General features: G+C 67.8%; 12 protein-coding genes and 1 tRNA gene. 6 read left to right on the forward strand and 7 right to left on the reverse strand.

Annotation, left to right across the window (positions count from 1 at the left end; translation table 11 throughout):
• The first annotated feature begins 61 nt into the window (after positions 1-61).
• Positions 62-787 carry a hypothetical protein gene (locus KL771_RS18470; RefSeq protein WP_261969991.1) on the forward strand — a complete coding sequence of 242 codons (726 nt, stop codon included), beginning with the start codon at positions 62-64 and terminating at the stop codon, positions 785-787.
• Positions 784-1,308 carry a type II toxin-antitoxin system VapC family toxin gene (locus tag KL771_RS18475; protein ID WP_261969992.1) on the forward strand — a complete coding sequence of 175 codons (525 nt, stop codon included), beginning with the start codon at positions 784-786 and terminating at the stop codon, positions 1,306-1,308. The genes KL771_RS18470 and KL771_RS18475 overlap by 4 nt, the downstream gene beginning before the upstream one ends.
• A gap of 139 nt (positions 1,309-1,447) precedes the next feature.
• Here KL771_RS18475 and KL771_RS18480 read toward each other — a convergent pair.
• The 6 genes from KL771_RS18480 to KL771_RS18505 form a co-directional block, all read right to left on the reverse strand.
• Positions 1,448-1,522, reverse strand: a tRNA-Lys gene (locus KL771_RS18480).
• A 604-nt stretch (positions 1,523-2,126) separates the two neighbouring features.
• Positions 2,127-2,342 (reverse strand): formate dehydrogenase subunit delta, encoded by a 216-nt coding sequence (locus tag KL771_RS18485; RefSeq protein ID WP_261969993.1) that lies wholly within the window; start codon positions 2,340-2,342, stop codon positions 2,127-2,129.
• Positions 2,343-2,497: 155 nt separating this feature from the next.
• Positions 2,498-5,356 carry a formate dehydrogenase subunit alpha gene (gene fdhF, locus KL771_RS18490; protein WP_261969994.1) on the reverse strand — a complete coding sequence of 953 codons (2,859 nt, stop codon included), beginning with the start codon at positions 5,354-5,356 and terminating at the stop codon, positions 2,498-2,500.
• Positions 5,357-5,600: 244 nt separating this feature from the next.
• Entirely contained in the window at positions 5,601-7,157 is a 1,557-nt protein-coding gene (locus tag KL771_RS18495; protein ID WP_261969995.1) for a formate dehydrogenase beta subunit, read from the reverse strand.
• The gene (locus tag KL771_RS18500; protein ID WP_261969996.1) at positions 7,154-7,645 is read right to left on the reverse strand and encodes a formate dehydrogenase subunit gamma; all 492 of its coding nucleotides are present in this window, start codon (positions 7,643-7,645) and stop codon (positions 7,154-7,156) included. The genes KL771_RS18495 and KL771_RS18500 overlap by 4 nt, the downstream gene beginning before the upstream one ends.
• Positions 7,646-7,788: 143 nt before the next feature.
• Positions 7,789-8,706, reverse strand: coding sequence for a LysR family transcriptional regulator (locus tag KL771_RS18505; protein WP_261969997.1), 918 nt, complete (start codon positions 8,704-8,706; stop codon positions 7,789-7,791).
• 253 nt (positions 8,707-8,959) lie between these two features.
• On the opposite strand from KL771_RS18505, the gene KL771_RS18510 reads away from it, so the two are divergent.
• From KL771_RS18510 to KL771_RS18520, 3 genes are read left to right on the forward strand one after another with little or no spacing between them, the layout of a single operon-like run.
• Positions 8,960-10,000 carry a phosphotransferase family protein gene (locus KL771_RS18510; RefSeq protein ID WP_261969998.1) on the forward strand — a complete coding sequence of 347 codons (1,041 nt, stop codon included), beginning with the start codon at positions 8,960-8,962 and terminating at the stop codon, positions 9,998-10,000.
• 41 nt (positions 10,001-10,041) lie between these two features.
• A complete protein-coding gene (locus tag KL771_RS18515; protein ID WP_261969999.1) occupies positions 10,042-11,301 on the forward strand; it encodes an acyl-CoA dehydrogenase family protein in 1,260 nt (419 codons plus the stop codon).
• Positions 11,301-12,029: a FadR/GntR family transcriptional regulator gene (locus KL771_RS18520; RefSeq protein WP_261970000.1), complete on the forward strand. Its 729-nt coding sequence runs from the start codon at positions 11,301-11,303 to the stop codon at positions 12,027-12,029. Before KL771_RS18515 ends, KL771_RS18520 begins: the two co-directional genes overlap by 1 nt.
• Before the next feature lie 55 nt (positions 12,030-12,084).
• Here the strand turns inward: KL771_RS18520 and KL771_RS18525 are convergent, their stop codons facing one another.
• Complete coding sequence (locus KL771_RS18525) at positions 12,085-12,855, reverse strand: SDR family NAD(P)-dependent oxidoreductase (RefSeq protein WP_261970001.1); 771 nt, start codon at positions 12,853-12,855, stop codon at positions 12,085-12,087.
• A 213-nt stretch (positions 12,856-13,068) separates the two neighbouring features.
• Between KL771_RS18525 and KL771_RS18530 the strand changes: the two genes are divergently transcribed.
• The gene (locus KL771_RS18530) at positions 13,069-13,464 is read left to right on the forward strand and encodes an FtsB family cell division protein (protein WP_261970002.1); all 396 of its coding nucleotides are present in this window, start codon (positions 13,069-13,071) and stop codon (positions 13,462-13,464) included.
• The last annotated feature ends 197 nt before the right edge of the window (positions 13,465-13,661 follow it).

Below are 13,661 nucleotides of genomic sequence, written 5' to 3' on the forward strand. Positions count from 1 at the left end.
TAAGGGGCAGTTAAACCATTGCGAGTGACGGTGCGGCTGGTCGATGCGGGGAGGGCCGTCCATGCCAATCGATGATTTCGCCGAATATGAATTCGTGATCCATGGATCAAGCCCCGAAACCCTTCCAATGACGCGGCTTGCTGATTATCTGGCCGACCTTGCCAGCCTCTTCGGTTCGAAAGACGCGGTACACTTTGACCGCGTATCCGAAGGCAGTGCGTGTTTAAAGGCGCGTGTCGAACAGCAAGCAAAGCCGAGCGTTTCGCCGCGCATTCGTGGTGCCGCGGTCGGGGAGGGATCGCCAGCGGTCCTCAACGCCTTCCGCAAGCTCAACGACAAGCTTGCCGAAGACGGCACAACAGGCGAAATGCGCTTGCCGGGTGGGCAGGTAATTCCATTCCCAGGATCGCCGCTTCCAGAGCCGACGATTGGGCCGATCCGGCAGCGCACCACACTGCAGGGCCGCCTGGTGCGCATTGAAGGCGCCGGCGAAGTGATCTGGCTCGGCATTGAGGACGACACCAACGTCGGTGGGCGGATTTCAATGTCTGCGGCATGCGCTCAAGAGGTAGGCCGCAACTTCCACCGCTATGTGCGTTTCGTCGGAGAGGGAACTTGGCGCCGCGACAGTGCGGGCCGGTGGAGCCTTGATCGACTGGACGCAGAGAGCTTTGAACCGCTCGACGATGATCCCCTTGCGGGAGTGCTCGGGCGAATTCGTGAATTGCTTCCCGACGATGCGGCCGCAGAGACGGCGCGGATCATTAGCGATTGGAAGACGCCATGATCGTCGTAGATGCCAATTTCCTCGTACTAATGTTCGACCATGACGCTATGCCTCATATCCCCCGGGGCGCAGATCGAATTCGACATTACATAGACATTCTAACGAGTGATCGACAAACAATCGTCATTCCAACACCTGCAATTTCCGAGCTCGTGGTTGGACGCTTGCCGCGTCTTAACGAGATAATCACAGAGATCAGGCGTCAGAGGTGCTTTAAAATTCAGGACTTTGATCAGCCGATTGCGATCGAGACCGGGATTATTATCGATGCCACATTCCGTCGTCGATCCGAGACGCCGCCGGTAGATAGCCGGAACGCGTTCAAATATGACGCGATGATCGCCGCGACCGCGCGCGTTCTGGGGGCTGACGCAATCTGTACCGACGATCGCGGTTACGGTAAGTGGGTGGATGGAACGAACATTGCTGTTCGGAAGATCGCAGACCTTCCGCTCCCGCCTCAGCCCGCTCAGCAGCCTCTCCCATTCGAAGCGGGGGTTACGGCGTCGCCGAGCCCGTGAAGCAGCTAGCAATGAAGGGGTAATAGGCGAAGACTGCCAAGCACAGTAGCCATCCTTTTACATGACCCCATACAGACCCCACAGATCGATTTATGGGGTCATCCATTCAGTGTCGTTTGTATAAAGTTGTTGATTTTATTGGTGAGCCGGGCGGGGATCGAACCCGCGACCACATGATTAAAAGTCACGTGCTCTACCACTGAGCTACCGGCCCAGCCGATGCTGGGAAGACGGGTTCGGGTGGGGTGGCGCGAGGCATGAGTGGGCCTCGGGACCGACCGCTTCGTGGTGGCCGAACGCGTCTCCGCTGGAGGGGCGGGCCCTCCGGCGAAGCGGGCGGACCATAGGGGGAGGCGCCCGCGGGGTCAATATGCGGATCGGCGCGGAAGCCGGCCGGATGAAGGTCTATCCCGCGAAAACGCAAGCGCTTTGCTGCCGCCGATGCCGGGATGCGCTTGCGGAACCGCGGAAGCCGGCGTTTCCTCGCCCGCTGCCCGCTGCCCGCTGCCCGCTGCCCGCTGCCCGCTGCCCGCTGCCCGCTGCCCGCTGCCCGCTGCCCGCTGCCCGCAGCCGTACAATGGTCCGGCGTTCTGCCTTCCGACATGCCGACGCGACCCTCGATCACCGGACCACCGGCCCGAGCGGAAGTGTCCGACGGGCCAGGCGTTGGGCACGGCGGCATGGCCGGCACGGCCGCTCGAAATGGCTGTTCGAACCGGACATACGCCGGCTGCGCCATCACGAAGCCCGACCGGCGCGAACTCGTGGGCGGTCCGCGCCGGTCGCGGTGTCGCCGTCGTCCGTCCCGATCCGCCCGATCATCCGAAGGCGCGGCGGATGCGGGCGTCGAGATCGGGGGTGTCGGCGGCGGCGAGCGTCTTGAGGCGGGTGCGCATGGCGCGGGTCCAGAACTTGCCGATATGCTCGCGCATCGCCGGTACGGCCCTGTCCTCCGGTTCGAGCCGGAAGGCGGTGGCGATCTGGTTGGCCATGCGGATCAGCGTCGCGGCATCGTCATGCGCGATGCCGGGCATGTGGGCCATTCCCGAGGCGGCCGATGGCGGGGCGGCGTGTCCGGGGCCGCCGGGCGCGGGGGCGCCCGCGGCAAGGGCGCCGGACCGGGGGGCAGGAGCGCCCGGGGCTTGGGCGGCGGGTGCGTGAGAGAGGGGCGCGTGCGGCATGGCGGGGCTCACTCGGCGGCTTCGGGCAGGGGGCGGGCGATCCGGCGCAGGTCGACATCCGACTGGGCGTTGCGCTCCTGCCAACCGGAATAGTGGTTGGTCCGGCGCACCTCGACGGCGGTGACCTTGTATTCCGGGCAGTTGGTCGCCCAGTCCGAATTGTCGGTGGTGATCACATTGGCGCCCGACACCGGATGGTGGAAGGTCGTGTAGACGACGCCCGGCTGCATGCGCTCGCTGACGGTGGCGCGCAGCACCGTCTCGCCGGCGCGGCTCTGGATCGCCACCATGTCGCCATCGCGGATGCCGCGGCTCTCGGCGTCATGGGCGTGGATTTCCAGGATGTCCTCCGGGTGCCAGGCGGTGTTGTCGGTGCGCCGGGTCTGGGCGCCGACATTGTACTGGCTGAGGATGCGGCCGGTGGTCAGGATCAGCGGGAAGCGCGCCGTCACCTTCTCGTCGGTGGCGACATATTCGGTCATCATGAAGCGCCCCTTGCCGCGCACGAAGCGGTCGACATGCATCAGCGGCGTGCCGGTCGGGGCCTTCTCGTTGCACGGCCACTGGATCGAGCCAAGTTCGTCGAGCCGGGCGAAGGAGACGCCCGCGAAGGTCGGCGTCAGCTGCGCGATCTCGTCCATGATCTCCGACGGATGGCGGTAGGCCATCTCGTAGCCGAGCGCGCGGGCGAGCTCGACCGTCACCTGCCATTCGGCCTTGCCGGACATCTCGGGCATCACCTTGCGCACGCGGCTGATGCGCCGCTCGGCATTGGTGAAGGTGCCGTCCTTCTCCAGGAAGGAGGAGCCGGGCAGGAAGACATGGGCGTATTTGGCGGTCTCGTTCAGGAACAGGTCCTGCACGACGATGCATTCCATGGCTTCGAGCGCAGCCTGGACATGCTGGGTGTTCGGGTCCGACTGGGCGATGTCCTCGCCGTGGACATAGAGCCCGCGGAAGCTGCCGTTGATCGATTCCTCGAACATGTTGGGGATGCGCAAGCCCTGCTCGCCGGACAGCGGCACGCCCCAGAAGGTCTCGAACATCGCCCGGGTGGCGTCGTCGGAGACGTGCCGGTAGCCGGAGAATTCGTGCGGGAAGGAGCCCATGTCGCAGGAGCCCTGGACATTGTTCTGCCCGCGCAGCGGATTCACGCCGACGCCCTCGCGGCCGATATTGCCGGTCGCCATGGCGAGGTTGGCCATGCCCATGACCATGGTCGAGCCCTGGCTGTGCTCGGTGACGCCGAGGCCGTAATAGATGGCCGCATTGCCGCCGGTCGCGTAGAGCCGGGCGGCGGCGCGCAGGTCGCCGGCCGGCACGCCGGTGATCGATTCCATCGCCTCCGGGCTGTTCAGGTCCTGCGCGACGAAGCGCGCCCAGGCTTCGAAATTGTCCCACTCGCAGCGCTCGCGCACGAAGGTCTCGTCGACCAGGCCTTCGGTGACGATGACATGGGCGAGTGCGTTGACCAGCGCCACGTTGGTGCCGGGGAGGAGGGGCAGGTGATGGTCGGCCGCGATATGCGGCGACTTGACCAGGTCGATGCGGCGCGGATCGGCGACGATCAGGCGGGCCCCGGCGCGCAGGCGCTTCTTCATGCGGCTGGCGAAGACCGGATGGCCGTCGGTCGGGTTGGCGCCGATGACCAGGATCACGTCGGCCTTCTCGACCGACTTCAAGTCCTGCGTGCCGGCCGAGGTGCCGTAGGTCTGGCTCAGGCCGTAGCCGGTCGGGGAATGGCAGACGCGCGCGCAGGTATCGACATTGTTGTTGCGGAAGGCGGCGCGGACCAGCTTTTGGACGACGAAGACCTCCTCGTTGGTGCAGCGCGACGACGTGATCGCGCCGACCGATTCGGTGCCGTATTGCGCCTGGATGCGCTTGAACTCGGCCGCCGCATGGCCGATCGCCTCGTCCCAGGAGACCTCGCGCCACGGGTCTGTGATCCTGGCGCGGATCATCGGCTTGGTGATGCGGTCCTTGTGGGTGGCGTAGCCGAAGGCGAAGCGGCCCTTGACGCAGGAATGGCCCTCGTTGGCCTTGCCGTCCTTGTAGGGCACCATGCGGACGATCTCGGAGCCTTGCATCTCGGCCTTGAACGCGCAGCCGACGCCGCAATAGGCGCAGGTGGTGACGGCGGAATGTTCCGGCTGGCCCTTCTCGATGACGCTCTTCTCGATCAGCGTTGCGGTCGGGCAGGCCTGCACGCAGGCGCCGCAGGAGACGCATTCGGAGTCCAGAAAATCGGTGCCGCCCGGCGAGACGAAGCTGGCGAAGCCGCGCCCGTCGATGGTCAGCGCGAAGGTGCCCTGGGTCTCCTCGCAGGCACGCACGCAACGCGAGCAGACGATGCACTTGGCCGGATCGAAGGTGAAGTAGGGATTGGACTCGTCCTTCGCCTTGGCGACCGCCGGGGCGTGGTGGTTCTCGCCGTCCATGCCGTAGCGCACGTCGCGCAGGCCGACCGCGCCGGCTTGTGTCTGCAATTCGCAGTCGCCATTGGCCGCACAGGTCAGGCAGTCGAGCGGATGGTCGGAGATGTAGAGCTCCATCACGCCCTTGCGCAGGCCGGCCAGGCGCGCCGACTGCGTCCTGACCTTCATGCCGTTTTCGGCCGGCGTGGTGCAGGAGGCCGGCGTGCCGCGGCGGCCCTCGATCTCGACCAGGCAGAGCCGGCACGAGCCGAACGGCTCCAGGCTGTCGGTGGCGCAGAGCTTCGGGATCTTGGTGCCGAGCTGCATGGCGGCGGCCATCACCGAGGTGCCCTCCGGCACGGTCACGCCGATGCCGTCGATCTCCAGCGTGACGGTCTTGTCCGCAACCCGGATCGGGGTACCGAAGTCGATTTCCTTGATGAGCGCCATGGGGTCTCTCCCGCTGCTCTTCTCGTTGCCGGCGGCGCCCGGGCCGGGCTGCCGATCCGCTTCGTTCAGGTCGTCGCGCCCGGGGCGTCGCCCGTCCGCTGCCGCCTCCGGACCGGGTCCGGAGATCCGGCCTCTCCCTCCGTCGGGTCGGGCCGGATGGCCGGGACCGCCCGGCCGCGAGCGGCGAGGCGCGAGCGGTGAAGGTCCGTCGCGCCGGGGCGGGAGCGGCGCCCCGCCGGGCCCGCTATTCGGCGGCGACGCGGGCCGGAGCCCGGTCGAAATCCTCCGGGAAATGCTCGATCGCGCTCAAGACCGGATAGGGCGTCAGGCCGCCCAGGGCGCAGAGCGAGGCGTCCGTCATGGTCCGGCAGAGATCGTCGACCAGCGCCAGGTTGCGCTCGACGGCCTCGCCGCGGATCACCTTCTCGATCGTCTCGCGGCCGCGCGTCGAACCGATGCGGCAGGGCGTGCACTTGCCGCAGCTTTCCTTGGCGCAGAATTCGAAGGCGAAGCGGGCCTGTTCGGCCATGTCGACGCTGTCGTCGAAGACCACGATGCCGCCATGGCCGAGCATGCCCTTGCGGGCCGCGAAGGCCTCGTAGTCGAGCGGGGTGTCGAGATGGTCGGCCGGGAAATAGGCACCGAGCGGGCCGCCGACCTGGACGGCCCGGACCGGCCGGCCGGAGCGGGTACCGCCGCCGAAATCGTGGATCGCCTCGCCGAGCGTCATCCCGAAGGCCTTCTCGACCAGGCCGCCGAACTTGATGTTGCCGGCGAGTTGGAAGGGCAGGGTGCCGCGCGAGCGGCCCATGCCGTAGTCGGCATAGGCCTTGGCGCCGTCGGCCAGGATGGTCGGCACGGCCGCGAAGGAGAGCACGTTGTTGATCACGGTCGGCTTGCCGAACAGGCCCTTCAGGGCCGGCAGCGGCGGCTTGAAGCGGACCAGCGCGCGCTTTCCTTCGAGACTTTCGAGCAGCGAGGTCTCCTCGCCGCAGACATAGGCGCCGGCGCCCATCCGCACCGTGATGTCGAAGGCCGGGCCGGTGCCGCCGACCTTGGCGCCGAGGATGCCGGCGCGCCGGCAGGCCTCGACGGCGCGGGTGAAGGTCGTCACCGCGCGGGGATATTCGGAACGAATATAGATCCAGCCCTGGGTCGCCCCGACCGCGAGGCCGGCAATCGCCATGCCCTCGATCAGGAGCATGGGGTCGCCTTCCATCAGCATGCGGTCGGCGAAGGTACCGCTGTCGCCCTCGTCCGCGTTGCAGACGATGTGCTTCTGGTCGGCGGTCGCGCCGAGCACGGTGCGCCACTTGATGCCGGTCGGGAAGCCGGCGCCGCCGCGGCCGCGCAGGCCCGAGGCGGTGACCTCCTCGACGATCTCGATCGGCTTCATGGCCAGCGCGCGTTCGAGCCCCTTGAAGCCGCCGCGGGCGCGATAGTCGTCGACCGAGACCGGGTCAATGGCGCCGCAGCGGGCGAAGGTCAGCCGCTCCTGGCGGGCGAGATAGGGGATCGCGGCGGTCGGGCCGAGGCGCAGCGGATGGGCACCGCCGTCGATGAGGCCGGCGGCGAGGAGGCCGGGAATGTCGGCCGGCGCCACCGGTCCGTAGGCGATCGGACCGGCGGCGGTCTCGATCTCGATCATCGGTTCGAGCCAGAACAGGCCGCGCGAACCGGTGCGCACGATGCGGGCATCGAGCCCGGCGCGCTCGATCTCAATCGCCAGGCGGGCGGCGACCTGATCGGCGCCGACCGAGGCGGCGGCGCTGTCGGCGGGGACGTGGATGCGGACGGTCATGCGTGCCCCCGGGAACGGCTCGTGGCGATCAGGGCGTCGAGGACGTCGGGCGTCACCCGGCCGTGCGATTCGCCGTCGACCTGGACGGCGGGGCCGAGTGCGCAATTGCCGAGGCAGAACACCTCTTCGAGCGTCAGGTCGCCGGCCGGAGAGGTCTCGCCGAGCGTGAGGCCGTGGCGGCGCTCGGCCGCGGCGGCGAGTTCGCGGCAGCCGACGGCCTGGCAGGCCTCGCCGCGGCAGATCTTGACCTGGGTCCGGCCGGCCGGTTCGGACCGGAAGTCGTGATAGAAGGAGACGACGCCATGGACCTCCGCGCGCGACAGGTTCAGCGCGTCGGCGATCAGCGGCAGGGCCGCGCGGTCGACATAGCCGAAGGTCTCCTGCAGGTCGTGCAGGATCGGCAGCATGGCGCCCGGCTCCTGCCGCCGCGCCTCGATGATCCGGCTCGCGACCGCCGCATCCCAACCCGAAACCTGACCTCTGTGCATCGGCCTCGTCCCGCTTCCACCCTGTTGTTCGCGGGTTCGGGGACCCGCACCTTCAGTGATGCAGGCAGGTCATGCCTTGAGGCAAATCGTTTGTTCCGAATGAGTGATCGGTAAAATCTATCAATGCAGGTCATAGTGATAGGCTATGACTTGCCTTGATGTTCGGACAGGACGGTCTGGCCTGCCTTCTCGGCGGCGGCATGGAAGGCCGTGGACAGCGGACTGGCCGGGACTCGGTCGGGAATGATCGCGCCGACGCGTTGCGAGCCATGAGGTTCGGTGAGGGTCAGGGCGCGGGCGCCGGGTGGCGCGCCATACTGGCTGACCAGGAGGCGCGGTACGACGCTCGCCCAGGCGCCGACGCCGGCATGGGCCCAGAGATTGGAGATCGCGTTGGTCTCGACCTCGACTCGGGGGATGCAGCCGACCGATCGGAACATGGCGTCGACGATCCGGCGGTTCTGCATGTCGGGCGTCAGCAGGCAGAGCGGCAGTTCGGCGGCCTCGCGCCATGTCGCGCTGATCCGGTCGCGACCGAAGCGGCCGTCGTCGGGGCAGAGCAGGACATAGTCCTCCCGGTAGAGCGGGACCTTGCGCACGCGGTCCAGCGGCTCGAAATCGAGATAGGTGATGCCGCCGTCGAGTTCGAAGGCGTCGATGCGGCGCTGGATCTCGCCCGAGGTCAGCGACTGCACCACGATCGCCACCGCCGGATGGCTGTTCCGGAACAGGCTGGTCAGCGAGGCGACGACCGGCAGTGCGGTCGGGATGACGCCGAGCCGCAGGCGTCCGGCCAGTTCGCCGCGCAGCGCCCCGGCCTCCTGGCGCAACGCCTCGCAATCCGACAGAACCCGGCGGGCGTGATCCAGGATGCTGCGGCCTTCGGGTGTGAAGCCGCGGAAGCGCTGGCCACGCTCGACGATGGTGATGCCGAGTTCCTCCTCCAACTGCCGGATGGCGGCCGAGAGGGTCGGCTGGGAGATCGCGCAGGCTTCGGCGGCGCGGCCGAAATGCTCCTCGCGGGCGAGCGCGACCAGATAGACCAGTTGCTTGAGGATCATGACGGCTCCCCGGCGCTGCCGGCGGCACAGCCGAAGCGCATCCCAGGGCATGCCGCATCCGGGCCCGGATTGCCAGAGCCCGGAGGCGTGGCGAGGGGGCGGCCGCCTGCGGCCGAACGGCCGGGATCCGTCCCGACCGCATGCCATCAGGGGCCGGACCGCGCTTGTGCATTCCGTCCGGCGCGTCGCGTCGGGTTGCTTGACAGGCGACGGATTTGCTGGTCTGTCGGACAAATCGAACGGCGGAGAGGTCATGAGCGCGGCCGGGCAGGGACAGATCGACTTTAGCGCGGACCGGCTCTCCGGCTATCTGGCCGGACGGGTGCCCGGTGGCGACGGCGCCTTGGCGATCGAGCGGATCTCCGGCGGGCAATCCAATCCGACCTATTTCGTCACCGCCGGCGGTACCCGCCTGGTGCTGCGCAAGAAGCCGTCCGGCCCGATCCTGCCGTCCGCGCACGCCGTCGACCGCGAATATCGGGTCCTCTCGGCGTTGGCCGGCACCGACGTGCCGGTGCCGCGGCCGGTGCTCTATGAGCCCGACCCGGCGGTGATCGGCACGCCCTTCTATCTGATGGAGCGGCTCGAAGGCCGCGTCTTCCACGATTGCGCCCTTCCCGAAGCGGCACGCGAGGAGCGCGAACCGCTCTACCGGGCCATGGCCGAGACCATGGCCCGCCTGCACGCGGTCGATCCGGCCACGGTCGGCCTCGCCGACTTCGGCAAGGCAGGCAACTATTTCGAGCGCCAGATCGCGCGCTGGTCGCGGCAGTGGCGCGAGTCCTCCTTCGGATCGGTGCCGGAACTCGATGCGCTCTGCGACTGGCTGGCCGAGAACCGGCCGCCCGACGATGGCGTCACCGCCATTGCGCACGGCGATTTCAGGGTCGGCAATCTGATGTTCCATCCGAGCGAACCGCGCGTGATCGGCATCCTGGACTGGGAATTGTCGACGCTCGGTCATCCGCTGGCCGATCTCGCCTTCTTCACCATCGCCTGGCATTCCCGGCCCGACGAATATGCCGGCCTGCTCGGCCGCGACCTCGCCGCCCTCGGCATCCCGACCGCGGCCGGGTTCGTGGCCGCCTATCAGGCCAAGGCCCGGCCGGCCGGGGTGCTGCAGCCCTTCCACGTCGCCTTCGCGCTGTTCCGCTTTGCGGTGATCTTCGTCGGCATCGCCGATCGGGCGCGGGCGGGCTCGGCGGCCGGGGCGGATGCCGCCGAGATCGGCCATCTCGCCGTCAATTTCGCCCGCCGCGCCCTCGCCGTGGCCGAGGGGCGCGTCGGCATCTGAACACGTCTCAATCAAAATCGACCAATCGCGGAGGAGCCGCCATGGATTTCGCCTACAGCCCCAAGGTCGAGGACCTCCGCCAGCGCCTCGCCGCCTTCATGGAGACGCGCGTGCTGCCGGCCAATCGGCGCTGGCATGCGCTGGCCGAGGCCGGCACCTATCCGCTCGAGGTGATCGAGCCGCTGAAGGACCAGGCCAAGGCCGAGGGGCTGTGGAACCTGTTCCTGCCCGGCCTGAAGCCGGGCGAACCGGGCACGCGGCTGACCAATCTCGAATATGCGCCGCTCGCCGAGATCATGGGCCGGTTGCCCTGGGCCTCGGAGGTGTTCAATTGCAGCGCCCCCGATACCGGCAACATGGAGATCCTGCATCTCTTCGGCACGCCCGAGCAGCGCGAGCTGTGGCTGGACCCGCTGATGAACGGCGACATCCGCTCCGTCGTCTCGATCACCGAGCCGGACGTGGCGTCCTCCGACCCGACCAACCTGCAGACCGAGATCCGCCGCGACGGCGACCACTACGTCATCAACGGCCGCAAGTGGTTCAACACCGGCGCCCTGCACCCGCTCGCCAAGGTGCTGATCGTGCTCGGCGTCTCGAATTTCGCGCCCGACGCGGCGCGCCACGAGCGGCATTCCTTCGTGCTGGTGCCGATGGACGCGCCGGGCTTCGAAGTGGTGCGCAACGTGCCGATCATGAACCACCATTCGCCCGAGGGGCATTGCGAGGTGGTGTTCCGGAATGTGCGCGTCCCGGTCGCCAATCTGCTCGGCGAGGAGAACAAGGGCTTCGCCATCGCGCAGGCACGGCTCGGACCGGGCCGCATCCACCATTGCATGCGCACGATCGGGCAGTGCGAATTGGCGCTGGAGCTGATGGCGGCGCGTGCGCTCGAGCGCAAGGTATTCGGCAAGGCGATCGCCGACTATGCCAACAACCAGGATGCCATTGCGGAATGCCGTCTGGAGATCGACCAGGCCCGGCTTCTGTGCCTGAGGACCGCCTGGGCCATGGACACCTTCGGCAACCAGTCGGCGCGGGTCGACGTGTCGGCGATCAAGATCATCGCCGCCAGGATGCAGACCCGGGTGCTCGATCGCGCCATGCAGGTGTTCGGCGCGATGGGGCTCTCCAACGACACGCCGCTCGCCTATCTGTGGACCTGGGGCCGGGCCTTGCGTTTCATCGACGGGCCGGATGAAGTGCATCTGCGCGTCGTCGCGCGCGACGAGATCGCCAAGGCCAAGGCGCGGACCGGAACGCTCGATCCCTATTTCACCCCGCCGGATGCACATCCCTGATGGTCGCCTTCACGAAACTCGAACTGCCGCCCGCCTACCGTGCCGTCTCCCTGGAAATCGAGCGCCTGATTCTCGACGGCACGCTGAAGCCCGGGGATGCGCTGCCGAGCGAGACCGATCTTGCGGGCCGCTTCGGGGTTCATCGTTCGACGGTGCGGGAGGGCATCCGGCAGCTTGAGACGGAAGGTCTGGTGCGGCGGGAGACGCGCAAGCGGCTGGTCGTGGCCGCACCGGACAGCGCCGATCTCGCGCCGCGCGCCAGTCGGGCTATGACGCTGCAGCAGATCACCTTCCGCGAATTGTGGGAGGCGGCGATGGTCATGGAGCCGCTGTCCGCGGCGCTGACCGCGGCGCGGCGCACCGACGCCGTGCTGGCCGAACTCGACGACAACCTCGCCCGTACCGAGGCGGCGATCGCGGCCGGCCAATCACCGGTGCCGCTCGACATGGAATTCCATTCGCTGATCGCCGCGGGCTCCGGCAATCGGGCGCTGATCCTGGCGCGGGAACCGATCGGCCAACTGCTCTACCCGGCCTATGTGGCGATCCGCCCGCATCTGCCGCAGTCGGCCGGCCGGCTGATGACCGCGCATCGGCATATCGTCGAGGCGATCCGCGCGCGCGACGCCGACGAGGCGCGCATCTGGATGGCGCGACATATCGAGGACCTCAATCGCGGCTGGGTGCTGTGCGGGCTCGATCCGGACATGTCGGTCGCCAATCTGTGACCGGCCGAGATTCGGAGTGCCCCGGCCGGTGGGCCGGGGCAGACCGTCAGTGCCGTCAGAGCGACGCGATGGTGTGGCCGCCGTCGACGGTAACGACGCTGCCGGTCATGTAGCGCGAAGCGTCGGAGACCAGGAGCAGGAACGGGCCGTCGAGATCCTCATACCGGCCGAGGCGGCGCATCGGCATGCGCTGGATCAGCGCCTTGCCGGCCTCGGTTTGGAAGTGGTCGGCATTGATCGGCGTTTCGAAATAGCCCGGTGCCAGAGCGTTGACGCGGATGCCGAAGCGGGCCCACTCCATGGCGAGGCTCTCGGTCATGTGGATCAGCGCCGCCTTGGAGACCGAATAGGCGGCGAGGCCGTTCATGGCGCGGAGCCCGGTGATCGAGGCGATGTTGAGGATCACGCCGCCGCGCTTCGCCGCCCGCCAGCGCCGGGCCGCCGCCTGGGCGGCCAGCCAGGGGCCGCGCAGATTGACCGCCATGACCTGATCGTAGCTGTCGACCGGCTGGTCGATCGCCGGTGCCTGGACGCCGATGCCGGCATTGTTGACCAGAATGTCGAGGCCGCCGAAACGGTCGTCGATCGCGGCGAAACCGGCTTCGATCGAGGCCGCGTCCGACACGTCCATGCGCACGGCCAGGACATCGGATGCGCCGGCGGCCGTCAGATCGGCCGTCATCGCCTCCAACTCGCCGATCCGCCGTGCCGCGATGGCGATCCGCGCGCCCGCTCGGGCCGTCAGGCCGGCAAAATGGGCGCCGAAGCCGGACGACGCGCCGGTGATCAGCACGCTGCGGCCGCGTAGGGATTGGGATAGGTCCATGGGGTGGGGTCTCCGCCGATTTTCTTTTCAGTCGCGAGGCTTATCTCCGCGCCGCGTCCATTTTACACCGTCGCCCCGGTGGGCGGCAGCGCTCCGGACGCCGGGCTTGGCGGCCGTCTCGACGGATTTTGCGGGGCTCGTCCGCGGACCGGGCGGGTTCGCCGCCGAGAGCGGGCGGCATGCTGAATCTCTTGTTAACCCTGGGATGCTTGAATGACGGCGTCCCGGTCGGGATGCGTCCCTTGTTCCAGTATAAGTTGCGTCAAATCCATGTCCACGCGTCACCGCAGGAAGTCGCTGATCCGTCCCCTTCTGCTGCCCCTGGTGGCGTTGCTGTTTTCGGCCTATTTTGCCTGGCATGGCTGGCACGGCGCCTTCGGCATCGAGGCGCGGCGGGTGCTCGACACCGAGGCGGCCCGGCTGGAGACGATCAAGTCCGAGCTGAAGGCCGAACGGAGCGAGATCGAGAAGCGCGTCGCATTGCTGCGCCCGCAGAGCCTGGAAAGCGATATGCTCGACGAGCGGGCCCGCAACATCCTCGGCTTCGCCCAGCCCAACGAAATCGTGATCTACAAAACCGCCGCACAAGCGGCCGTTAACAAGAAATGAGTTGAATTGCGAAGTTTAACCGTAATTCAGTGAACACAAAAATCTTCGCGGTGCAGCAATAGCTTGCGGCCGGCGCTCGCCTCCGCGCCCCCGGCTTGATCTCGGTTGCGGCTCCGCTATCCTCTCGCCCATCACGCCGCGCCCGAAGACGCGGTCCGAGCCGGAGCGACCCCACGGGATCGGCCCCACAGCCGGGG

The sequence above is a fragment of the Prosthecodimorpha staleyi genome, assembly GCF_018729455.1.
Lineage (GTDB): Bacteria > Pseudomonadota > Alphaproteobacteria > Rhizobiales > Ancalomicrobiaceae > Prosthecodimorpha > Prosthecodimorpha staleyi.